Source organism: Micromonospora sp. WMMD736 (assembly GCF_049179015.1).
Taxonomy (GTDB): domain Bacteria; phylum Actinomycetota; class Actinomycetes; order Mycobacteriales; family Micromonosporaceae; genus Micromonospora.
Map to the genome: position 1 here is coordinate 366,489 of NZ_JBMHMI010000001.1, position 22,030 is coordinate 388,518.

General features: G+C 72.0%; 21 protein-coding genes. 16 read left to right on the forward strand and 5 right to left on the reverse strand.

Annotated features, from left to right (window positions below; all coding sequences use genetic code 11):
- Window positions 1–47 precede the first annotated feature (47 nt).
- The 6 genes from ACN269_RS01365 to ACN269_RS01390 all read left to right on the forward strand — a co-directional run bounded on the left by ACN269_RS01365 (window position 48) and on the right by ACN269_RS01390 (window position 8,973).
- Window positions 48–1,085 carry a zinc-dependent alcohol dehydrogenase gene (locus ACN269_RS01365; RefSeq protein WP_421470592.1) on the forward strand — a complete coding sequence of 346 codons (1,038 nt, stop codon included), beginning with the start codon at window positions 48–50 and terminating at the stop codon, window positions 1,083–1,085.
- Complete coding sequence (locus ACN269_RS01370; protein ID WP_421470593.1) at window positions 1,086–1,907, forward strand: TIM barrel protein; 822 nt, start codon at window positions 1,086–1,088, stop codon at window positions 1,905–1,907. It abuts the gene before it with no gap.
- Complete coding sequence (locus ACN269_RS01375; protein WP_421470594.1) at window positions 1,904–3,247, forward strand: MGH1-like glycoside hydrolase domain-containing protein; 1,344 nt, start codon at window positions 1,904–1,906, stop codon at window positions 3,245–3,247. The genes ACN269_RS01370 and ACN269_RS01375 overlap by 4 nt, the downstream gene beginning before the upstream one ends.
- Before the next feature lie 53 nt (window positions 3,248–3,300).
- Complete coding sequence (locus tag ACN269_RS01380) at window positions 3,301–3,699, forward strand: NUDIX hydrolase (protein WP_421470595.1); 399 nt, start codon at window positions 3,301–3,303, stop codon at window positions 3,697–3,699.
- Between the two features lie 49 nt (window positions 3,700–3,748).
- Window positions 3,749–4,246: a DUF2267 domain-containing protein gene (locus tag ACN269_RS01385; RefSeq protein ID WP_421470596.1), complete on the forward strand. Its 498-nt coding sequence runs from the start codon at window positions 3,749–3,751 to the stop codon at window positions 4,244–4,246.
- A 266-nt stretch (window positions 4,247–4,512) separates the two neighbouring features.
- Window positions 4,513–8,973 (forward strand): fibronectin type III domain-containing protein, encoded by a 4,461-nt coding sequence (locus ACN269_RS01390; RefSeq protein WP_421470597.1) that lies wholly within the window; start codon window positions 4,513–4,515, stop codon window positions 8,971–8,973.
- A 47-nt stretch (window positions 8,974–9,020) separates the two neighbouring features.
- On the opposite strand, the gene ACN269_RS01395 is transcribed toward ACN269_RS01390, so the two are convergent.
- Both ACN269_RS01395 and ACN269_RS01400 read right to left on the reverse strand, forming a co-directional pair.
- Complete coding sequence (locus ACN269_RS01395) at window positions 9,021–10,307, reverse strand: hypothetical protein (RefSeq protein WP_421470598.1); 1,287 nt, start codon at window positions 10,305–10,307, stop codon at window positions 9,021–9,023.
- A 49-nt stretch (window positions 10,308–10,356) separates the two neighbouring features.
- The gene (locus tag ACN269_RS01400) at window positions 10,357–10,872 is read right to left on the reverse strand and encodes an NUDIX hydrolase (RefSeq protein WP_421470599.1); all 516 of its coding nucleotides are present in this window, start codon (window positions 10,870–10,872) and stop codon (window positions 10,357–10,359) included.
- A 64-nt stretch (window positions 10,873–10,936) separates the two neighbouring features.
- Between ACN269_RS01400 and ACN269_RS01405 the strand changes: the two genes are divergently transcribed.
- Entirely contained in the window at window positions 10,937–11,428 is a 492-nt protein-coding gene (locus tag ACN269_RS01405; RefSeq protein ID WP_421470600.1) for a type II toxin-antitoxin system PemK/MazF family toxin, read from the forward strand.
- Between the two features lie 36 nt (window positions 11,429–11,464).
- Here the strand turns inward: ACN269_RS01405 and ACN269_RS01410 are convergent, their stop codons facing one another.
- On the reverse strand, window positions 11,465–12,115 hold the full coding sequence (locus ACN269_RS01410; protein WP_421470601.1) for a flavodoxin family protein: 651 nt from the start codon (window positions 12,113–12,115) through the stop codon (window positions 11,465–11,467).
- Window positions 12,116–12,282: 167 nt separating this feature from the next.
- Between ACN269_RS01410 and ACN269_RS01415 the strand changes: the two genes are divergently transcribed.
- Together ACN269_RS01415 and rox are read left to right on the forward strand one after the other, a co-directional pair.
- Window positions 12,283–13,272: a phosphotransferase enzyme family protein gene (locus tag ACN269_RS01415; protein WP_421470602.1), complete on the forward strand. Its 990-nt coding sequence runs from the start codon at window positions 12,283–12,285 to the stop codon at window positions 13,270–13,272.
- 142 nt (window positions 13,273–13,414) lie between these two features.
- Window positions 13,415–14,836 (forward strand): rifampin monooxygenase, encoded by a 1,422-nt coding sequence (gene rox / locus ACN269_RS01420; RefSeq protein ID WP_421470603.1) that lies wholly within the window; start codon window positions 13,415–13,417, stop codon window positions 14,834–14,836.
- Here the strand turns inward: rox and ACN269_RS01425 are convergent.
- Complete coding sequence (locus tag ACN269_RS01425) at window positions 14,833–15,480, reverse strand: GGDEF domain-containing protein (protein ID WP_421476158.1); 648 nt, start codon at window positions 15,478–15,480, stop codon at window positions 14,833–14,835. The genes rox and ACN269_RS01425 overlap by 4 nt on opposite strands.
- Before the next feature lie 269 nt (window positions 15,481–15,749).
- Here ACN269_RS01425 and ACN269_RS01430 point away from each other — a divergent pair, with 269 nt between their 5' ends.
- From ACN269_RS01430 to ACN269_RS01460, 7 genes are all read left to right on the forward strand, one after another.
- Entirely contained in the window at window positions 15,750–15,989 is a 240-nt protein-coding gene (locus tag ACN269_RS01430; RefSeq protein WP_421470604.1) for a DUF397 domain-containing protein, read from the forward strand.
- 138 nt (window positions 15,990–16,127) lie between these two features.
- Window positions 16,128–17,015: a helix-turn-helix domain-containing protein gene (locus ACN269_RS01435; protein WP_421470605.1), complete on the forward strand. Its 888-nt coding sequence runs from the start codon at window positions 16,128–16,130 to the stop codon at window positions 17,013–17,015.
- A 123-nt stretch (window positions 17,016–17,138) separates the two neighbouring features.
- A complete protein-coding gene (locus tag ACN269_RS01440; RefSeq protein ID WP_421470606.1) occupies window positions 17,139–18,182 on the forward strand; it encodes a substrate-binding domain-containing protein in 1,044 nt (347 codons plus the stop codon).
- Window positions 18,183–18,184: 2 nt separating this feature from the next.
- On the forward strand, window positions 18,185–18,379 hold the full coding sequence (locus tag ACN269_RS01445; RefSeq protein ID WP_421470607.1) for a hypothetical protein: 195 nt from the start codon (window positions 18,185–18,187) through the stop codon (window positions 18,377–18,379).
- 93 nt (window positions 18,380–18,472) lie between these two features.
- Window positions 18,473–19,933, forward strand: a complete 1,461-nt coding sequence (locus ACN269_RS01450; RefSeq protein WP_421470608.1) for a serine/threonine-protein kinase — start codon at window positions 18,473–18,475, stop codon at window positions 19,931–19,933.
- Window positions 19,934–19,947: 14 nt separating this feature from the next.
- Complete coding sequence (locus tag ACN269_RS01455) at window positions 19,948–20,823, forward strand: alpha/beta fold hydrolase (protein WP_421470609.1); 876 nt, start codon at window positions 19,948–19,950, stop codon at window positions 20,821–20,823.
- A 58-nt stretch (window positions 20,824–20,881) separates the two neighbouring features.
- Window positions 20,882–21,517 (forward strand): histidine phosphatase family protein, encoded by a 636-nt coding sequence (locus ACN269_RS01460; RefSeq protein ID WP_421470610.1) that lies wholly within the window; start codon window positions 20,882–20,884, stop codon window positions 21,515–21,517.
- On the opposite strand, the gene ACN269_RS01465 is transcribed toward ACN269_RS01460, so the two are convergent.
- Window positions 21,514–22,029, reverse strand: coding sequence for a DinB family protein (locus ACN269_RS01465; RefSeq protein ID WP_421470611.1), 516 nt, complete (start codon window positions 22,027–22,029; stop codon window positions 21,514–21,516). The two genes, ACN269_RS01460 and ACN269_RS01465, sit on opposite strands and share 4 nt — an antisense overlap.
- Window position 22,030: the final 1 nt, after the last annotated feature.

The window sequence follows — 22,030 nt, forward strand, 5'->3', positions numbered from 1 at the left end:
GCTATTTTTTGGCTATCCTGGAGCCCAGTGCTACCGGGATGTGACACATGGGCAACTGGGTGGTCTCCCTCGCCGGGCCTCGACAGATCAGTCTCGAGCCCTGCCCGCCAGATCCGCTCGGTCCCGGCCAGGTCCGGGTCCGCACCTGCTACTCGGGCATCTCCGCCGGCACCGAGCTGACGCTCTACCGGGGCAGCAATCCCCGGCTCCGCAAGGACTGGGACGACACCGCCCGGATGTTCGTCCCCCGCCAGGCCCCCGTGCCGTACCCGTTGGTCGGCTTCGGTTACGAGGAGGTCGGCGAGGTCGTCGAGGTGGCCGCGGAGGTCACCGACCGGCATCCGGGCCAGCTCGTGTGGGGCATCTGGGGGCACCGCGCCGAGGCCGTGCTCCCCGCCGACGCCGTCCGTCCCCTGCCCGTCGGGCTGGACCCGCTCGCCGCGGTCTTCGCCCGGCCCGGCGCCATCGCGCTGACCGCCGTGCTCGCCGGCGACCTGCACCTGGGGGACTGGGTCGGTGTCTTCGGGCAGGGCGTCATCGGGCTGCTCGCCACCCGCCTCGCGGCCCTCTCCGGCGCCCGCGTGGTGGCCGTCGACCGGGTGCCCGGCCGGCTGTCCCACGCCACCAGCTACGGCGCGCGGTCCACGGTGGACGCCGAGGTCCAGTCCGCCGCCCGCGTGCTGCGCGAGGCCACCGGCGGTCGGGGCGCGGACGTCTGCCTGGAGCTGTCCGGGGCGTACCCGGCGCTGCACGAGGCGATCCGCTCCACCGCACACGCCGGCCGGGTCGTGGCCGCCGGCTTCTACCAGGGCCAGGCCGACGGGCTCGGCCTCGGCGAGGAGTTCCACCACAACCGCATCCAGTTGGTGGCCGCCCAGGTCTCCGGGCCCACCCCCGCGCCCGGCATGGCCGGCCGGTGGACCGGTGACCGGGTGGCGCAGACCTTCATGGAGCTGGTGGCCGACCGCAGCGTCGACCCGCTGCCGCTGGTCAGCCACATCGTCGACGCCAGCGCGGTCGCCGACGCCCTCGCGCTGCTCGACCGCGGCGCCGGTGACGTCCTCCAAGTGGTGCTGAGGTTCTAGATGACCACCATCGCGCTCGCCTGCCAGGAACAACTCCTGCCGGGCACCGACCTGATCCAGAAGTACGCCCTCGCCACCGCGCTCGGCTACCAGGGCATCGAGCTGCGCGGTCGCGGTGACCTCGCGTTCGCCCGCCGCCTGCCCGAGCTGCGCCGGGCCCGCGCCGCCGGCGTGGTGATGCCCACCGTCTGCGTCGAGATGACCCACTTTATCGGCGACTTCGACCCCGACCGGTCCGCCGACGCCGTGGCCAACCTGCGCTCCCAACTCTCGGTCATCGCCGAACTGGGCGGCATCGGGGTGCTGACCCCCGCCGCGTGGGGGATGTTCTCCCGGCGCCTGCCGCCGTTCGAGCCGCCACGCCCGCCGGCCGGCGACCGGCAGGTGCTCCTGGACACCCTCGGCGAGTTGGGCGAACACGCCCGGGCCGAGGGGGTCGCCCTGTTCCTCGAACCCCTCAACCGGTACGAGGATCACATGGTCAACCGCCTCGACGAGGCGGTCGCCCTCTGCGCCGCGCTCGGGCTGCCCTCGGTCCGGGTGGTCGCCGACACCTTCCACATGAACATCGAGGAGGACGACCTGCACCGGGCGCTGCGCGCCGCCGCGCCCTACCTCGGACACGTGCAGGTCAGCGACTCCAACCGGTACCAGCCCGGCGCCGGGCACCTCGACTGGACCGGGCTCGTACGGACCCTGCTGGAGCTGGACTACCGGGGCTGGCTGGCCCTGGAGTGCCGGCTACGCGGCGATCCCGTCCGCGCCCTCGGTGCGGCCGTCACCGTGCTGCGGCACGCGCTGCCCCGCCGGGCCGCCGCATGACCGCCGACGCCGTACCGGCCCGCATCGGTGGTACGGCCGAGCCGGCCGGGCTGAGCCGGCTGGCCATCGCCACCCTCGACGCGAACTGGGAGCACGACCACACGGTGCCCTCGCGCACGCTGTACCCGCACCAGTGGAGCTGGGACTCGGCGTTCATCGCGATCGGGCTGGCCCACGTCCGGCCCGGGCGGGCCTGGCGGGAGCTGGCGAGTCTGTTCCGGGCGCAGTGGGCCGACGGACGGGTGCCGCACATCGTGTTCAACCCGGCGCTGCGGGTCGGCGCGTACTTCCCCGGCCCGGAGCTGTGGCGCTCGGCCGATGTGCCGGGTACCCCCGGCGTGGACACCTCCGGCCTGGTCCAGCCGCCGGTGCACGCGCTCGCCGCGCTGTTGGCCTATCGGCGCGCGCCCGACCAGAGCGGCCTGGCCGCGCTGCGCCGGCTCTACCCGGCGCTGGTCGCCCAGCAGCGCTATCTGGCCGAGCGGCGCGATGTGGCCGGCGACGGGCTGGTGTGCGTCGTCCACCCGTGGGAGTCCGGTCTGGACAACAGCCCCGCCTGGGACGAGCCGATGGCCGCGGTCGACGCCGAGGCGGCCGTCATGCGCGCGTACCGTCGGCACGACACCACGCACGCCGACGCCGCGCACCGCCCCACGGACCTGGACTACGCGCGCTACCTGGCGATCGTCGCGGCCTACCGCGACCACGGCTACGCCGACCGCGACCTGGCCGACGATCATCCGTTCCTGGTGGAGTGCCCGCTGTTCAACGCCGCGTTCGGCTCGGCCGAGCACGCGCTGGCCGACATCGCCAGGCTGATCGGCGTGGACCCGGGCCCACACCGGGTCCGCGCGGACCGTGTCACCGAGGCGTTGGTACGACGGCTGTACGACCCGCACACCGGCACGTTCCAGCCCCGCGACCTGCGCACCGGCCGGCTCGTCGGCGCGCGTACCGTGCTCGGGCTCGCGCCGTTGCTCCTGCCCGAACTGCCTGCCCGGCAGGTCGACGCGCTCGTCGCCGAGGCGACGTCGCCGCGCTTCGGGGTGGCCCGGCGGATGGATCGGCCGCTGCCCAGCTACGACCGCACCGCGCCGGACTTCGAACCGCTGCGCTACTGGCGCGGCCCGAGCTGGCTGAACATCGGCTGGCTGGTACGGCGCGGCCTGACCACCCACGGACGCCTGGAGCTGGCCGCCGGTCTACGCCGTTCGATGATCGATCTGGTGGCCGGCGCGGGCTGCCACGAGTACTTCCACCCCGACACCGGCGCCGGGTTGGGCTCACCGGCGTTCAGTTGGACCGCCGCGCTCCTGCTCGACCTGCTCGCACGTGACTGATCTCGCGGGCTCCGCCTGGTAACGTGCCCGCTCTCACCGGGGCGGGAGGCGGCGTGCGCGAGATCGACAAGGTGGCGTGGATCCTCATCGAGGACGGGCGGGTGCTGAGCACCCGGTCGCAGGGCAAGGACGTGTGGTATCTGCCCGGCGGCAAGCGCGAGCCCGGGGAGAGCGACCTGGAGACCCTGCGCCGGGAGATCGGTGAGGAGTTGAGCGTCGAGGTGGACCTGCGCGGGGCGCGGCACCTGGGCACGTTCACCGCGCAGGCGCACGGGCACGCGGCCGGCGTCGCCGTGCGCATGACCTGCTACCAGGCCGGATACCGGGGACGGTTGCGGCCGGCCAGCGAGATCGCCGAGATGGCCTGGCTCGGGTACGTCGACCGGCACCGCACCTCCCCGGTCGACCAGCTCATCTTCGACCACCTGCTGGCCGCCGACCTGCTGCGCTGACGGTCGCCGGGGCTGTTTGCCCCGGTCGGGCGCGGGTAACCGCCCCGGCGTGACCGACAGCGCGGGCGGCGACGGGTTTCCGCTGTTCATCGACGCGGTGTCCCGGCGCTCCGGCCTACCGACCGGGCAGGCTGCCGCTGTCGCCCGGGCGGTGCTCACCACGATGGCGGAACGCGTCACCGGTGCCGCGCCCGACCCCGCCGGGCACCTCCCCGACCAGGTCGACGGCTACCTGTACGACTTCGCCCCGGACGCCCACCCGACCGACCCGGCCCCGATCGACCCGGCCCCGGCCGTGACGACCGGCGGTGACGGGCTCGACACCGGTGTGGGCCTCGACGTCGGGCCGTCCACGCCGCCGCCGATGGACGCCGGACCGGTGGACTTCCTGCGCCGGGTGAGCCAGCGTGCCGGAGTGGACGCGGCGACCGCACGGGTCGGCACGGGCGCCGTCTTCGCCACCCTGCGCGAGGCGGTGACCGTCCGGGAGTTCCACGAGATGGTGGCCCGACTGTCCCGTGACCCGAGCCCGCCCGATCCGGCGTGACCGACAGCCGTCCGTGACCTCCCGCCCCGCCGCGTCGGCACCGCGTGGCGGGCTTTTCCTGCTGACCGACTTCAGGACGTCATCACCGGCGTACCGGCGCGTGCGGAGTCCGTCACCTCGCCGATCTGGCCAATAATGGCTGCTTTCGGGGCAATCGTGATCATTAAATAAAGCGGGGTCGCTGAAGGGTTCGAGACCTGCTAGCTTCAGCGCCACCTCGATCTCCTTCCGAAGGGGACGACGCCTCATCAGCAAAGGAGGTTGCGTTGTCCCTGTTCCAACAAGGACTTCGACGCACCGTCAATGGCGCCATTGCCCTGTCCCTGGCGGTTGGCGCACTAATTGCCATGCCAACGCGTGCGGAAGCAGTGGCGGCTTTGCCCACAGGGGGCATGTCGGCCGCAGCGTTGAACGCCATGTTCACCCAGTACGGGAACGCCGGGAGTCACTGGACCGGCGGTGACCGGACATTTTCCGTCCTCCTGCCGGACGGCAGACTGGCGTGGCTCTTCTCCGACACGTTTCTCGGCTCGGTGAATTCTGACGGGTCACGCCCGGTCAATTCTCCGATGGTGCACAACACGCTCGTGGTGCAGGAGGGATCCGCGCTCACCGCGACCCTGCACGGCGGGACGTCGAGCGCTCCCAAGTCTCTCATGTGCGACGACAGCGTCGGCCTCGGTTGCTGGGTCGCGGGTGCCGTCGTCACCGGCAACAACCTCGAGGTTCTCGTCAACAGGTACGAGGCCACCGGCCCGGGGAACCTGGACGTCGCGCCGACCGGAAACGCGCTCGTCACACTGAGCCTGCCGGCGCTCACGGTCACCCAGGTACGAGAGCTGCCGTACAGCCCCCGGATCACCTGGGGGCAGTCGGTGGTGAACGACAACGGATACACCTACGTGTACGGATCGGAACACACCGCGGATTTCAAGTTCGCTCACGTGGCCCGGGTCCCGATCGGCGGATTGGCCGGGCAATGGCAGTTTTGGAATGGTGCTGCCTGGTCCACGGACGAAAACGCCTCGGCGCGAATCGTCAGTGGAGTGGGTACGGCGTTCACGGTGAGCAAGCTGGACGGGCGTTACGTCATGACGACGGTGGACACCCATCTGGTCTTCAACAACGTGATTGTCGCCTATTTCGCGGACTCGCCCACCGGGCCGTTCAGTGGGCCGACGGAGTTGGCGCGGGCGCCGGAGGCGGGAAATGCCCCTCCCACCATCGTCTACGACACGTCCGTACACCAGGCTCTGGCGCGACCCGGCAAGCTACTTCTGTCGTATAACGTCAACGCCCTCAACACGGAAGACTCCATCGCCGACGTTTCCATCTACCGGCCGCGCTTCATCGAAATCGATTGGCCCCGAGCGGTGCCGGACCCGACGCGGCTGCCGGCGGCGCCCACCAACCTCAGCGCGACCGCGGACGCGGTCGGTGGCGTCCATGTCGCCTGGCAGGGGCCGACCGGGCAGGGGCTCAAGTACTGGATCTACCAGCGGGACACGACCGCCGAACAGATCCAGTGGGTCCGACTTCCTGCCTCGACGGGTGCGACCAGCATCGACCTCACCCTGCTGCGAGACGAGCATCTCTACGAGTACAAGGTCACCGCCGAGAACGAGGTCGGCGAAGGGCAGGCCTCGAATACGGCGTCGGCGACGGTTCGGGTGGAGCCTCCTCCCGCACCCACCGGCCTGACCGCCACCCCGAAGACAACGGGGGACATCGTGCTGAACTGGCAGCCGGCGGAACGGGCCTGGTACTACCAGGTCGAACGCCTGGACATCACTGCGGGCAAGACCGAGTGGCTGCCACTCGCGCACCCGGACGGATCCGCCACCACCCTCACCGTCAGCCTGCTCGACCACCAAGCCGAATACGAGTTCCGCGTACGATCCGTCGGCGGCGGCGGGGAGGGGCCGTGGTCGTCGACGGCTCGGGCCACCGCCAGCTACGCGGTGCCGGCAGCGCCCAGCGGCCTCGTGGCGACAGCGCGATCGAACGGGGACGTGGCACTCTCCTGGACCGCGCCGCCGGGCAGGGTGTGGCATCGGGTCTACCAACGGGACGTCACCGCGGGGGAGACCACCTTCACGGCCTGGCCGCTGCCGGTCGTGGACATGACCACCGCGACAGCCACCTACCTGCTGCACGGTCACGAGTACGAATTCAAGGTGGCCGCCACCAACCAGGGCGGGGAGTCGGCCCATTCCAACACCGCCCGCGCGACCGCCACTTTCCCCCTACCCGGTGCGCCGACGTCCCTGACGGCCACTCGCGGCGACGGGCAGGCGACTCTCAGCTGGCAGGCTCCCGGCCCGAACGTGTGGTACCGCGTCTACCAACGCGACGTGACCGCCGACGAGGCGGCTTTCACGCCGTGGCCCTACCCGGTGACCGAAGGCACCACCGCGAAGGCGCTCTATCTCGCCAATGGACACCAGTACGAGTTCAAGGTCTCCGCGACGAACGGCGCCGGTGAGGGACCGGCGAGCAACGTCGCGGCGGTGACTCCCGCGCCGGCACTGCCGGCCGCGCCAGCGAGCCTGTCCGCCGTGGCGAAGTCCGACGGGACCATCCAGCTCTCCTGGCAGGCGGTCAGCACCAACGTCTGGTACCGCGTCTACCAACGCGACGTGACGGCGGGCGAGTCCGCGTTCAAGGCGTGGCCCTACCCGGTCACCGAGGGCACCGCGGCGACCGCCCAGTACCTGACCCACGGGCATCGCTACGAGTTCAAGGTCGCGGCCACGAACGCGGCCGGCGAGGGACCGAGCAGTACGGCCGCGAGCGCCACCTCGTCGTACGCGCTCCCGGGCGCTCCGACCAACCTTCGCGCCGCGGCGATGGGCGAAGGAAAGATCGAACTGAACTGGGACACGCCGGTGGCCGGCGCGTACTCCGCCATCTACTGGCGAGACGTCACCGCTGGTCAGAGCACCTTCACCCGGCTTGAGTACCTCAGCAGCGAGACCTCGATCACGATGGAGTATCTCCTCCACGCGCACGTCTACGAGTACCGGGTCGCCGCGATGAACGTTGCCGGCGAGGGGCCGAAGTCGTCGTCGGTCCAGGCCACCGCCTACTACAGTCTGCCGTCGCCGCCGTCGAACCTCTCGGCCCAGGCGGGCGATGGCAAGGTCACCCTGTCCTGGTCCCGGTCCGCGACCCCCAACGCCCAGTACTTCGTCTACTCCCGGGACACCACCGCTGGGCAGTCGTGGCAGCGGACCCCGTTGCCGATCGACGGCAACTCGATCACGATGCAGTTCCTGGAGAACGGGCACTGGTACGACTTCAGGGTCACGGCGACGAATGCGGGCGGACAAAGCCCGGCGTCCAACACCGTCTCGGCCAAGCCCCTACCCCCGCTTCCCGCGCCCCCGTCGAATCTGACCGCGAGGGCGGGTGACGGCGAGGCCACCCTCAGTTGGACCGCGAGCACGTTCCCCAACGCCTACTACCTCATCGAGTATCGGGACGTCACCGCGGGACAGAGTTGGCGACGGGCCGAGTATCCCGTCCCGGGTGGCACCAGCATCACCATGGGCTTCCTGAGCAACGGGCATGTCTACGAATACCGCGTCCGCGCCAGCAACGTCGCGGGTGAGAGCAGCCCGTCCAATGTGGTGAGCGTACGACCGATGCCGCCCATACCGCAGGCGCCCTCCGGCCTCAAGGTGACATCGGTCGGCTGCGGCAGCGTCACGCTGAGCTGGACGCCGAGTGCCACGAAGAACGTCTATCACTGGATCGAGTACCGGGACGCGACGTCCGGCCAGAACTGGACGCGCGGGATCTATCCCATCGTCGGCGTGTCGGCCATCAAGATGGACATCCTCATCAACACGCACACCTACCAGTTCCGGATGTTGGCCGACAACATCAGCGGGGAGAGCCCGCTCAGCAACACCGTCAGCGCCAAGCCGGTGGCTCCGACCCCAGGGCCGGCGCGGTCGTTCTATGCCACCCCTGGTGATGCTCGGGTGGACCTGAAGTGGTCACGGTCCACCACGACCGATTGTGGCGTGCCCTACTACCAGGTCCAGCTCCGTAACAAGTGGGAGCGGCGGGACTGGACGGCCGTCTACAACACCACGGACACGGCGTTCACCTGGTACACCGACAACAGCCGTGACGTCTACGAGTTCCGGGTGGTCGCGATCAACGAGTCCGCCTCGTCGTACAGCGCGGTGGCCAGCGAGGTGCCGTTCTGGGTCCCGTCGGCCTCGACGGTGGTCCGCTCCGCGAATACCTGGAACCAGAGTAACGCTGCGGCATTGACGTGGGCGGCGGCTCATGGATCGTCATGCTTCAAGGATCTGTGGCAGAAGGTCTGCTTCGGCGAAACGCCGCCGATAGGCGACCAGCCGCAGACGACCGGCGACTATTTCTTCTTCAAGGGGCGCGACAGGTTCAAGGAGCGGCTTCGATACGAAGCCAGGAGTCGCGTATGCCTCCAGGACAAGTACGGTCGGGCGGTGGCCGAGAGCAGTGGACCGGACCTCATGCGCCACGAGGCGTTCCACGCTCAGCAGTGGACCACCTACAAGATCGGGGCGCCCGCCTTCTTCCTCAAGGATTACGGCGCGGCGGTAGGGTACTCCAAACTGCACTACCACAATCCGTGGGAGGGCAACTACTTCGAGATAACCGCCAATTTGCGCAACGGCGGATATGGGGATCCCTACGACGATAGTTGCGACTTCGACCCCAACAACTGAGTGACCGGGCGCTGACGGGTGTCGGCCGGCTGGACTGCCGGCATCCGTCAGCGCCCGGTGTCGATCCCGTCCACGTCCGTCGGCTCGGCGACCCACGCGGAGCAGACCGGCACCCCGTGCCACGGCCCGGTGGTCCCGTCGGCCCTGCTGTCGGTGGCGACGGCCACCACGGCGTACGGGTGGCCGAAGCGCAGCTCGGCGGTCCGGGCGACCCCCTCCGGGGGCAGGCTGACCGTGCCGAACATCCCGGTCACCGCCGCCGCCTCGAACCCGTACCGGCCGTACCGGGCCATCGCCACCTGTCGCGCCTCGAAACCCTGGACCGGTTGGTCGAGTGCCCGGGCCAGTGTCACGGTGGCGGCCTCGAAGCCCAGCGTCTCGGCGGTGAGATCGTGCTCGTTCCGCGCCGACCAGCAGGGGAGCACCGCCTGGTGCCGCTCCTCGCGGCCGTCGCGGGCGTGGGTGCGTACCCGCTCCTCGCGCAGCGTCCAGAGGGGCGTCTCGCCGAGCGGCAGGTCGAACAGTGAGCGCCGACCCGCCGGTTGCGCGCCGTCGGCAGCGCCGACGCTGAGCCGGTACGCTGCGGCGAGCACGTCGGCGGCCGGGACGTGCGGCGCGGCGGCCACCGAGAGGACCACCAGCCCCGCGCCCTCGCTCGGCTGGGCGCGGGCGGCGTGCACGATCACGTCCCCGGCCCGCTCGGTCGCGACGATGGCGCCCCGGTGCCCGTGGCTCGGGCTGCGCAGCACCTGTCGCAGGTCGTCCCTCCACGCGCTGTCGGGGCCGAGCGCGCGGGCATCGGTGACGTCGAACGGCTCGGCCCAGGAGATCCGGGTGGCCAGCGCGCTGGCCAGCGCGAACACCACGTCCTGGCTGACCTTCAGGGGGAACGTCTCGATCAGGCCGTCGGTGTGCTCGCGCGCCCAGGCGTCCAGGCCGGCCTGGTCGGGGAGCGCGCCGACCTCGGTCGTCGCGGGCAACGTGGCCCGCCATCCGGCCGGCTCGTCGACTCCTCGACCCGCTCGGAGCCACAACGCCGTGGCGGACGCGACCAGCGGATGCGGCGCGTCCAGCAGCGTGCGGGCCACCTCCGCCGCGCTCACCAGGTCGGTGCCGAGCGCCGCCACCAGGGCCGCAGCCGTCGCGTCCGGACCGGCCGTCGCGTCGGGGGCGGCGGTGTCCGAGCCGGTCGCCCGGTCGGCTTCGGTCGTGGCGGCGCTGAGGGCCAGCAGCAGCCAGGCGCCGAGCGGGGAGGCGACGTGGTGCCGATCGCCGATGGTGGCGTGCAGCCTTTCGGCGTACGCGGACAGCGGGCCGTGCAGGTCGGTCGTCATGCCTCCACTCTGCCCGGCGCGGCCCGCTACGGCATCCGCACCGGCCCGGTCACGACCACAGCTCGAACGGCTCGTCGATCCGCTCGCCGGCCAGGAAGGGCACGATCAGCCGGGGCAGCTGACCGGGGTAGAAGCGTTCGCCGCTGGCCACCACGTCGGCCAGCGGCCACCAGCGGAAGCCGAAGTAGTCCTCCCGCTCGTAGTCGAGCCGGTCCGTCTCGTCCACGTCCGGGCCGGGACCGGCCAGTCGTACGGCGACGACCACCTCGTCCTGGACGTGCCGCAGCTGGCGGTGCAGGAAGCTGGCCCGTCGCCGCCAGGTCGGCGCGCCCATCTGGTCGGCGGTGACGATGATGCCGGTCTCCTCGCGCAGCTCCCGCACGGCGGTCTCGCGGTACGTCTCGCCCGGGTCCATGCCGCCGCCGGGCAGCTCCCACCAGGTGCCCAGCCGGGGGTGGTCCGGGTCGCGGGTGTGGAACAGCAGCACCCGGTCGGAGTCGTCGGTGACGACCACACGCACCGCGCGTCGTTGGAGGATCGGCAGGTCGTCCGGCACCTCGTCCATCGGCCCAGTCTGCCGCAGCGCTCCGGCTCGGGGGGTCCGCCCGGGGGCCGGTAGGCTGCCCGCCGTGGCTGGTCTGTTGAGGAACGTGGCGCAACGCATCTCCCGGGTGGGCGCGGTCATTCCGTCGCCCCGACGCACCGGGCCCGCTCCGGCGCGGGTGGCCCGCCCTCGCCAGGTGAACGCGTTGCAGCGGCGCGAGCTGAGCTATGCGCCGGAGGTCGACGGCCAGGCCGACCCGGGTGAGATCGTGTGGACCTGGGTGCCGTACGAGGACGACCCCCGCCAGGGCAAGGACCGGCCCGTGCTGGTGGTCGGGCGACACAGCCGGACGCTGTTCGGGCTGATGCTGTCCAGCCAGAGCGAGCGCGACGGGCAACGGCACTGGTTCGCGCTCGGCCCCGGCGAGTGGGACCGGGACAAGCGGCCGAGCTGGGTCCGGCTGGACCGGGTGCTCACCATGCGCGAGGACAGCATTCGCCGTGAGGGCGCCGTGCTGGATCGGTCCCGGTTCGACCGGGTCGGGCAGGCGCTGCGCGCCGGCTACGGCTGGCGCTGACCGTACCCCCTCGGCAGCCGACGGCCGGACGGACCGTCAGGCCGGCTCGCGGCTCGGACCGACCGCGGCGCCCTGCGCCTCCGGCGGCGGGTACGGCTGCTCGGCGAGCAGCCGCGCCAGGTGGGCGCTGTTGAGCGCGAGGGCCTTGGTGGTGCGGCCGGTGGTGTCCGGCTTGGGGCCGGCGTCGCGGTAGTCCACCGTGTGCAGCGCCTCGCCGACCCAGTAGGTCGCGCCGGCGGCGGCGACGGTGAAGCCCACCTCGTTGAGCGCCCCCTGCACCTCGGCGATGGTGTGGTGCGCGCCGTCCTCGTTGCCGACGACCGCGACGCCGGCCACCTTGCCGTAGGTGAGCAGTCGTCCCTCGTCGTCGGTCTCGGACAGCTCGGCGTCGAGGCGTTCGAGGACCATCTTGGTGACGCTCGCGGGCTGGCCGAGCCAGATCGGGGTGGCGATGATCAGGATCTGGGCGGCGAGCAGCTTGGCGCGGATGGCGGGCCAACCGTCGCCGTCGCCCTCGTCGGTCGACACCCCGAAGCGCACGTTGTGGTCGACCACCCGGACGATGTCGCCGTCCACGCCCTGCCGGGCCAGTTCGGCCAGCACCTCCCGGCCCAGCTGCTCGGAGCTGGAGGGGGCGGGCGACGGCTTGAGGGTGCAGTTGAGCACGAGCGCACGAATACTCGGCACGAGGGGTTCCTCTCGTCGACGAACTGGGCCACCCCTGCGCGTACCCGAATCATCCCCGCCCACGCCCCCACCCGGCACGCGTGATCAAGAGGTTTGCGTCAGAATCCGGGCCGACAGTGACGCGAACTTCTTGATCACCGCCAGTTGGCGGGGGTGGGGTGGGGTTGGTGGACGTGGTGGGGTGGGTTCGGGACGAGTTCGCGCTGGAGTTGTCCGAGGTGGACGAGGTTCCGTACGGGGCTGATCTGCGGGCTCGGCTGTGGCGGGGTGCGACGGGCGACGGCGCTCGGTATGCCGTCAAGCTCAGCGGAGGCGGTACGCCGGCCGGCCTGATCGTTAGCGCGTACCTGGCCGAGCGGGGCGTGCCCGGTATCGCGGCGCCGGTGCGCACCCGCGACGGACTGCTGTTCGCCGAGCGGGACGGCTACCGCCTCTCCGTCGTGCCGTGGGCCTCCGACTGGCGGGCGCTGGACGGCCCGATGACCGAGGCGCACTGGCGTGCCTACGGGGAACTGCTGGCCGCCGTGCACGCGGTGCCGGTGACCGACGAGCTGGAACGGCTGCTACCGGGCGGCGGTGACGCGTACCCCTCGATCGTGGCCGCCACCCGCGACGTGGCCGGACGGCTGCGCGACCGGGCCGACCACGGCGATCCGCTGGTCGCCGAACTGGTCGCGACCTGGGCGGCGCACGGCGACCGGGTGTCCACGCTGCTCGGTGGGGTCGAGCGACTCGCCGCCGACCGGTCGGGGCCGGCGGTGGTCTGCCACGGTGATCCCCACCTGGGCAACCTGCTGCTCGGCCCGGACGGCCAGGTCTGGTTGATCGACTGGGACGACGCCGTGCTCGCCCCGCGCGAGTGTGACCTGATGTTCGTGGTGGGCGGGGTGCTCGCGTTCGCGCCGATCACTGCCGAACAGGAGAAGGCCGCGCTCGCCGGGTACGGCACGGTCGACATCGACGCCGTGCGGCTGGCCTGGTTCCTCGCGGTACGCGCGCTCGACGACCTCAGCGACTGGACCCGCCAGGCGTTGGACCCCTCCGGCAGCCCCGACGATCGCGCGCGGGCCGCCCGCATCGTTCGTGGGCTCGTGTCGCCGGTCGGCCTGATCACCCTCGCCGACATCGCACTGCGTGACCTCGACGGGCGTCGCTGAGCGGCCCGGAAACGCGAAACGGCAGGGAGATCCGTCTCCCTGCCACCTCTAACGTATATCGCACCCGGGGTCTTGCGGCAAGACCCCCGTCGTGCCGCAGAATCGTCACCCGAAGCCCAAACCTGGGAAAATCGGGGGAATCGTGATCGATGTCATCATTGCCGGCGGCGGACCGACCGGTCTGATGCTCGCCAGTGAGTTGCGGCTGCACGACGTACGCGTCGTGGTGCTGGAGAGGGATGCCGAGCCGACCCGCTTCGTCCGTTCACTCGGTCTGCACGCGCGCAGTATCGAGATCATGGACCAGCGCGGCCTGCTGGAGCGTTTCCTCGCCGTGGGCACGCGGCATCCGCTCGGCGGCTACTTCGCGGCGATCCCCAAGCCGCCGCCGAGCGGCCTCGACAGTGCCCACGCGTACGTCCTGGGCATCCCGCAGACCACCACGGACCGGCTGCTCGAAGAGCACGCCGTCGAGGTCGGCGTCGAGGTCCGGCGCGGCAGCGCGGTGGTCGGGTTGCACCAGGACGACGACGGGGTGACGGTGGAGCTGGCCGACGGGACGCGATTGCGGTCGCGCTTCGTCGTCGGCTGCGACGGCGGTCGGAGCACCGTCCGTCGGCTGCTCGGCGTCGGCTTCCCCGGTGAACCCAGCCGGGTCGACTCGCTGCTCGGCGAGATGGAGGTGGGCGTACCCCCGCAGACGGTGGCGGACGTGGTCGCCGAGGTGCGCCGGACCCACCTCCGCTTCGGCCTCGGGCCACTCGGCGACGGCGTGTACCGGGTCCTCGTGCCCGCCGAGGGAGTGGCCGAGGACCGCGACGTCCCGCCGACCATCGAGGAGTTCCAACAACAACTGCGGGCGTACGCGGGCACCGACTTCGGCGTGCACTCGCCGCGCTGGCTGTCCCGCTTCGGCGACGCCACCCGGTTGGCCGACCGTTACCGGATCGGCCGGGTGCTGCTGGCCGGCGACGCCGCGCACATCCACCCACCGACCGGCGGGCAGGGCCTCAACCTCGGCATCCAGGACGCGGTCAACCTCGGTTGGAAACTGGCCGCCGAGGTCGCCGGCTGGGCGCCCGACGGGCTGCTGGACAGCTACCACGCCGAGCGGCACCCGGTGGCCGCCGACGTCCTCGTCAACACCCGTGCGCAGATGTTCCTGCTGTCACCGGACCCGGGGCCGCAGGCGGTACGTCACCTGTTGGCGGAGCTGATGGACTTCGAGGAGGTGAACCGGTACCTGATCGAGAAGGTCACCGCGATCGGGGTCCGCTACGACTTCGGCGCGGGTCACGAGTTGCTCGGTCGACACCTGCGGGACGTCCGGTTGACCCGGGGGCGTCTCTACGAACTGATGCGCGCCGGACGTGGGCTGCTGCTCGACGCGACGGGTCGCCTCTCGGCCGTCGGGTGGGCGGACCGGGTCGACCACGTCGTCGACGTCGGAGACGGGCTCGACGTACCCGGTGTGCTGTTGCGTCCGGACGGCCATGTGGCGTGGGTCGGCGACGACCAGGCCAGCCTGGTGTGGGAGTTGCGTCGCTGGTTCGGCGCGAGCTAGTCCAGAAAGCGGGCGCTGTCGACGAGCTGTCGCGGCGCCCGCGGGCCGGAGAGGCTCTTCGCCTGGTACATGGCCGCGTCGGCGCGGCTGAGCGCGTCGGTGAGCTGGGTCGGGCAGGTCACCGGGGCGAGCCCCACCGAGGCGGTGACCCGGACGCTGCACCCGGTCAGCCGGATCGGCGCGGCGACGGTCTCGCTGAGGCGTCGGGTGGCGTGCTCGATCCAGCGTCGGTCGACGGTCGGGCTGGCGAGCAGCCCCGCGAACTCGTCGCCGCCGAGGCGCGCCACGAGGTTGTCGCCCGCGAACCCGGCCAGCCGTTCCGCGACGCTGATCAGCACCTGGTCGCCGGCGGCGTGTCCGAACCGGTCGTTGATCTGCTTGAAGTCGTCGAGGTCGAGGACGATGGCGATCAGTGGCTGGCCGTCGGCGTTGGTGAGCAGGGCGGCCGCGAGACGGTAGAAGGCGCGGCGGTTGGGCAGCCCGGTCAGCGGGTCGTGGCTGGCGGCGTGGCGTTCGGCGGCCAGCTCGGCCTGGAGGTGCTCGATCTCGGCCTCGGCGCGTACGGCGCGGCGGCGCAGTTGCCAGGAGGAGAGCAGGGCACCCGCCGCACAGACGCCGGAGGCAACGCTCATCGGATCCGGCAGGAGACCTCCCATCGCCGCGACCGCCTCCCGCCTTCGGTCTGCGCGGCGCACCTGCCGCGTCGGGGCCAGTTTTGCCTGGTCGTCACCCCGCTCGGGGTAACGCAAAGTGAACGGATAAGCACCGATCACGTGCGTTATCATGCTCGCCATCCGGTGCAGATGCAATAGCAGATGCACGTGCATAACGGCCCGACCCCGATACCGCACCTCGCCGCGTCACCGCTCCTCCCACGGGCACCGGCGGGCTCGTGAGCAGAAAGACGCCTTTCATGCAGCAGCCACCCAATGGTGTTCCGATCCCTCAGTTGCCCCCTTTGAGCTGGCAGAAGAGCCGCCGTAGCAACCCGAGCGGCAACTGCGTCGAACTCGCCGAACTGCCCGGCGGGGCCGGCATCGCCGTCCGCAACTCGCGTCATCCGGAGGGGCCGGCGCTGATCTACACAGTGGACGAGATCGCCGCCTTCGTGCTCGGTGCCCGCGACGGGGACTTCGACCATCTGATCAACTGACCGGCCGCGCAGGGCGGTCCCAGCGATGGGACTGAATCGCCGGTCCGGAGGAGTTCACCTCACTGTCGGTCCATGGCATGCTTACACGTCGGTCGGGCTCGGTGCCCGATCACGTGGTCGGTATCCGGAGGTCCGCACGTGACGATGGTTCCCGCCGAGGGTGGCCCGACAACCGGGCCAACCGTGCTGCGCATGCTGCTCGGCGCCCAGCTCCGTCGGCTGCGGGAGTCCAGCGGGGTGACCCGGGAGGGTGCCGGGTGGGAGATCCGCTCCTCCGAGTCGAAGATCAGCCGGATGGAGCTGGGCCGGGTCGGCTTCAAGGAACGTGACGTCTCCGACCTGCTCACCCTGTACGGCGTCAGCGACGAGGGGGAGCGCGAGGCGCTGCTCAAGCTCGCGCGGGACGCCAACAGCCCGGGTTGGTGGCACCGTTACGGCGACGTGCTGCCGAGTTGGTTCCAGTCCTACCTGGGCCTGGAGGCGGCGGCGGCGCTGATCCGCAGCTACGAGGTGCAGTTCGTCCCCGGCCTGCTACAGACCCGGGAGTACGCCCGGGCGGTCGTGCTGCTCGGGCACGGCGGCGCCGGTGTCGCCGAGATCGACCGCCGGGTCGATCTGCGGATGCAGCGTCAGCAACTGCTGCACCGGGACAAGCCGCCGCTGCTCTGGGCCGTGGTGGACGAGGCGGCGCTGCGCCGCCCGATCGGCGGTCCCGAGGTGATGCGGGGCCAGCTCACCGCGCTCATCGAGGCGACCAAGTCGCCCACCGTCCGACTTCAGGTCATCCCCTTCGCCGCGGGTGGTCACGCGGCGGCCGGTGGCGCCTTCACCATCCTGCGCTTCGGTGACCAGGAGCTGCCCGACATCGTCTACATCGAACAGTTGACCAGCGCCCTCTACCTGGACAAGCGCGACGACCTCGACTACTACGCCGTGGCCATGGAGCGGCTCTGCGTCGAGGCGGAGCCGCCGGAGCGTACGCCGGAGATCCTGGGCCGGTTGTTGGAGGAGACCTACCCGCAGTGACGGTGCCCTGAGGGCGCGCGGGTTCGCTCGCATTGACCGTTGCCAACATGTCGAGCTAGTCTCTGTATCGATCCAGTCTGAATCGATACAGAAGGGCGTCGAGTGAAGCCGACACTGCAAGCCGTGGCGGACGCCGTCGGTGTCTCCCGCAGCACCGTGTCCAATGCCTACAGTCGCCCCGACCAGCTCTCCTCGGCCCTGCGCGAGCGGATCCTCGACGCCGCGCGCCAGCTCGGCTACCCGGGACCCAACCCGACCGCCCGCTCCCTGCGCCGTGGCTTCGTCGGCTCGATCGGGGTGCTGTTCACCTCCCAGCTGTCGTACGCCTTCACCGACCCCTTCGCCGTCCGCTTCCTCGCCGGGGTGGGCGCCGCGACCGAGCGACACGGCACCAGCATGCTGCTCGTGCCCCTGCCACCGGCGCAGGCCGACGCCCGGCGGGCCGTGGAGAACGCCGCCGTCGACGGCTTCTGCGTGTACTGCGTCGCCGACGAGGAGTGGGCGCTGGACGTCATCCGGGCACGCGGCCTGCCGTACGTCAGCACGGCGGTCCGCGACGACGCCGCCGCTGACGAGCGGTTCGTCGGCATCGACGAGCGGGCTGCCGCGCGCAGCGTCGCCGCGCACGTGGCCGGTCTCGGCCACCGGCGGGTCGCCCTGCTCGTGGACTCCGTCCTGCCCGACGCCCCCGCCGGCCCGGTGACCCTGTCCGGGTTCGACCGGGCCCCGCACCCCACGACCCGTGGCCGGCTTGCCGGCTTCGCCGACGCGTTCGCCGAGGTCGGCGTCGCCTGGCCGGAGCTGACACTGCTCAACGCCCCCGGCAACAGCGGCCACGCCGCGGCGGCCGCCGTCGCCGGGCTGTTCGACCGGCCCGAGCCGCCCACCGCAGTGCTGGCCGGCTCCGACGTACTCGCCCTCGGCGTGCTCGACGCCCTTACCCGGCGGCCGGGCGGCACCCACCCGCCCGTCTCGGTGACGGGGTTCGACGACGTCCCCGAGGCGGCGGCGGCCGGCCTCACCACCGTCCGGCAGCCGGCGCAGGAGAAGGGCCGGATCGCCGCCGAACTGCTGCTCGACCCGCCCGCGGACGCCGCCGCCGGCCACGTGCTGCTACCCACCGAACTCGTCGTCCGGACCTCCACCGGACCTCACCTGAGGAGTTGACCATGGAATTCCCGACCGGGTACGTCACCGCCCTCGACGCGATGAACCGCCACGTCACCTCGGCCCGACCGGACGCGCCGGTCGTCGTCGAGCGGGCCCGCCAGCCGCTCTTCGCCCCGACCCGGCGGGTGACCGCCGTCGCCCTGCGCCGGCTCGCCGACCGGATCCAGCCCCGACCGGTGCCCCGCTGCTCCTGATCGCCGCCCATTGCGGCACTCCGGGGACGAACAGTGCCGGTCCGGACACGTAGGGTGGTCGATCGCGCACTCGCCGGGCAGACTGGTCTGGCCATGTCACCCTTCACGCCCACCCTCCGCCTCCACGACCGCTACGTCCTGCACGAGCGGATCGGGCTCGGCGGCATGTCCGAGGTGTGGCGGGCCGACGACGAGGTGCTCGGCCGGCCGGTGGCGATCAAGGTGCTCGCCGGCCAGCTCGCCGCCGACCCGCACCTGCGGGCCACCATCCAGCGCGAGGCCCGCGCGGCCGCCCGGCTGACCCACCCGCACGTCACCCAGGTGTACGACTACGCCGAGGCGACCCTGACCGATGGCGTCGTCGTCCCGTACCTGGTGATGGAGCTGGTCGAGGGCCACAACCTGGCCGACCGGCTGCGCTCCGGCCCGCTGCCCTGGCCGGAGGCGGTGCGGGTGGCCGGGCACATCGCCGCCGCGCTGGCCGCCGCGCACCGCATCGGCGTGGTGCACCGCGACGTGAAGCCGGGCAACGTCATGCTCACCGACACCGGGGCCAAGGTGCTCGACTTCGGCATCGCCGCGCTCGGTGGGCTCGACAGCCAGTCCGGCGAGCCGGTGATGGGCACACCCGCGTACTTCGCCCCGGAACGCCTCGCCGCCGGCCCTCCCGACCCGGCCAGTGACGTGTATGCCCTCGGGGCGCTGCTCTACCGCATGCTCACCGGGGAGGCGCCCCTGCCCGTGCAGAGCTGGGAGGACGCCATCGAGGTGCACCGGCGCGGCACACCGGTGCCGCCGCTGCGCGTGCCCGGCCTACCCGCCGACATCGCCGCACTGACCCTGGCCTGCCTCGCCGCCGACCCGGCCCGTCGGCCCAGCGCCGCACAGCTCGCCCGCCGGTTCGGCGCCGGCCAGCCGGTCGAGCCTCCCACCGAGCTGCTCCGGATCGTCCCGGCGGCGCACCCGCCCACCCTGATCGACCGCTCGGCCGCCCGGCCCACGCCGGTCGTACCCCGGCCGGTCCGACGCCGGTCGCGCCGGCCCCTGGCGCTCGCCGTCGCGGCCGGTCTCGCCGTGCTGGTCGGCCTCGGCGCGCTGCTCACCCAGGGTTTCGGCGCGCCCGGCACGTCCGGCACGCCCGGCCCCGGACCGGTGGCCGCCCCGTCGTCGCCCGTCACCACGGCACCCTCGCCCCGGACCCAGTCGCCGAAGCCGACGACGTCGGCCTCCCCGTCGCCCCGGGCCAGCAGCGCCGTGCCGTCGACCGTCGGGCAGCAGCTACCGGTCAGCTTCCGCCAGCTCAGCGACGAGTTCGCGCAGGTGCTCGCCGTGGCCGTGGCCCGTGGCGACGTCGACCGCAAGACCGCCGAGGAGCTGCGCGACGACCTCGCCGACGTGAACCGACGGACCCGGGACCGCGAGCGGCGCATCGCCGACCTGCGGGACACCATCGCCGAGTTGGTGGACCGGGGCCGGCTGCCCCGGCAGACCGCCGTCCAGCTCGACACGCTGCTGGCCCAGACCCGTGAGCTGCCCGCCGGCCGCGCCGACTGAGTAGTCTCACCGGCATGCCGACGAAGCAGACGCACCGCCTCGCCGTGCCCGGCGCCGACCTGGTGTACGACGTCCGAGGACCACTGCCGCCGACCGGCGGGCGTCGTCCGTTGCTCATGATCGGCCAGCCGATGACGGCGGAGGGTTTCGACGCCCTCGCCCCGCACTTCACCGACCGGACCGTCGTCACCTACGACCCGCGCGGCCTCGGTCGCAGCACCCGCAGCGACGGTCGCCGCGACAACACGCCCCAGCAGCAGGCGGCCGACCTGCACCTGCTCGTCGCGGCGCTCGGTGCCGGCCCGGTGGACGTCTTCGCCAGCAGCGGCGGCGCGGTGACCGCGCTCGAACTCGTCGCGACCCATTCCGGCGACGTCGGCACGCTGGTGGCGCACGAGCCGCCGATCAACGCGGTGCTCCCCGACGCCGCAGCGGCCGAGCGCGCCCGGAACGCCTTCTACGAGGCGTACCAGGCGAAGGGGTTCGGCGCCGGCATGGCCGCGTTCATCGCGATGACGTCGTGGCAGGGCGAGTTCACCGACGCCTACTTCGCCCAGCCCGCGCCCGACCCCGCGATGGTCGGCATGCCCACCGAGGACGACGGCGGCCGCGACAACCCGCTGCTGTCGAAGGACTCGTGGGCGATCACCGACTACCGCCCCGACGCGAGCGTCCTCACGGCGGCCTCGACCCGGATCGTGATCGCGGTCGGCGATGAGTCGGCGGGCACGTACACCGCGCGTACCGCCCTCGGCACGGCGGCGCTGCTCGGCCAGGAAGCGACGGTGTTCCCGAGCCACCACGGCGGCTTCCTCGGCGGCGAGTTCGGGTACGCGGGCAAGCCCGAGGAGTTCGCCGCGCGGCTGCGCGAGGTGCTGGACGGCGAGTGACGCCGTCGTCGGTCCGGACGGCTGATCCATCCGCCGGCGTCGCTGGCATGATGGGCCGATGCGAACACGGCTGATCTTCGTGCGTCACGGTGAGTCGGTCCACCAGGTCGACGGGATCGTGGGCGGCCCGCACGGGTGCCGCGGGCTGACGTCGCTCGGCCACGACCAGGCCCACCGGCTGGCCCAGCGACTCGTCGACGACTACGCCGTCGAGGGGCCGGTGTCGGTGTACTCGTCGGTGCTGCGTCGCGCCGTCGAGACCGCGCAGCCCATCGCCGCGGCGTTCGGCGTCCGACCGCTGGCCGACTGCGGCCTCTGCACCTGGCACACCCCGCCGTACGCCGACGGGCTGCCGGTCACCCGTTTCCGTACCGAGCACGCGGTGCCCGGCGGGGGAGTGTTCCGGCCGTTCGAGGACGGTAACGAGAGCTGGGCCGAGTTGGTGGTCCGCGTCAGCCGCGCCGTCATGGAGATCGCCCACCGGCACCGGGGCGGCACCGTCGTCCTGGCCGGCCACAGTGAGACCGTGGAGGGCGCCTTCCACGCGCTCGCCGCGCAGCCGATCTTCCGGGCGTTCGACCTGGACGTGCCCCCGGCGTCGATCAGCGAGTGGGTCACCGACCACGACACCGGCGGCTGGCCGCCGGCCCGCTGGACCCTGCGCCGCTTCGGGGACACCGTCCAGGTCGGCTAGCGCGCTGCGGCGCTCTCCTCGCTGCGGATCTGCTCGCGCAGGATCTCCGCGTGCCCGCAGTGCTGCGCCAGCTCCCGCAGGACGTGCAGGTACACCCAGCGCAGTGGCAGCGGACCGCGCCGGTTGCCGCGCAGCACGTCGTCCAGACCCAGCGACGCCGTCGCGCGGCGGGACGCCTCGCACGCCTCGCGGTGGGCCTGCTGGACGCTGGCGATGGTGTCGCCCTCGTCGAGGATGAACGACTCGTCAGGCGTCGCCGGGATGCCGATCTCGGCCCGCGACCGGCAGGTGACCGCCTCGTCGAACCAGACCTTCTCCACGAAGGCCGCGTGCTTCACCAGGCCCAGCAGGGTCGTCCGCGACGGCACCAGCGAGCGTCGTGCCTGCTCCTCGGTCAGCCCGTCCAGGGCCTCGTTGAGCGCGCGGCGGTGCTCGTCGATGAAGGTCTCGATCTGCGTCTGCGCGGGCTGGTCGATGACGTCGTCGGCGAAGGTGGGCGGGAAGATGGTCATG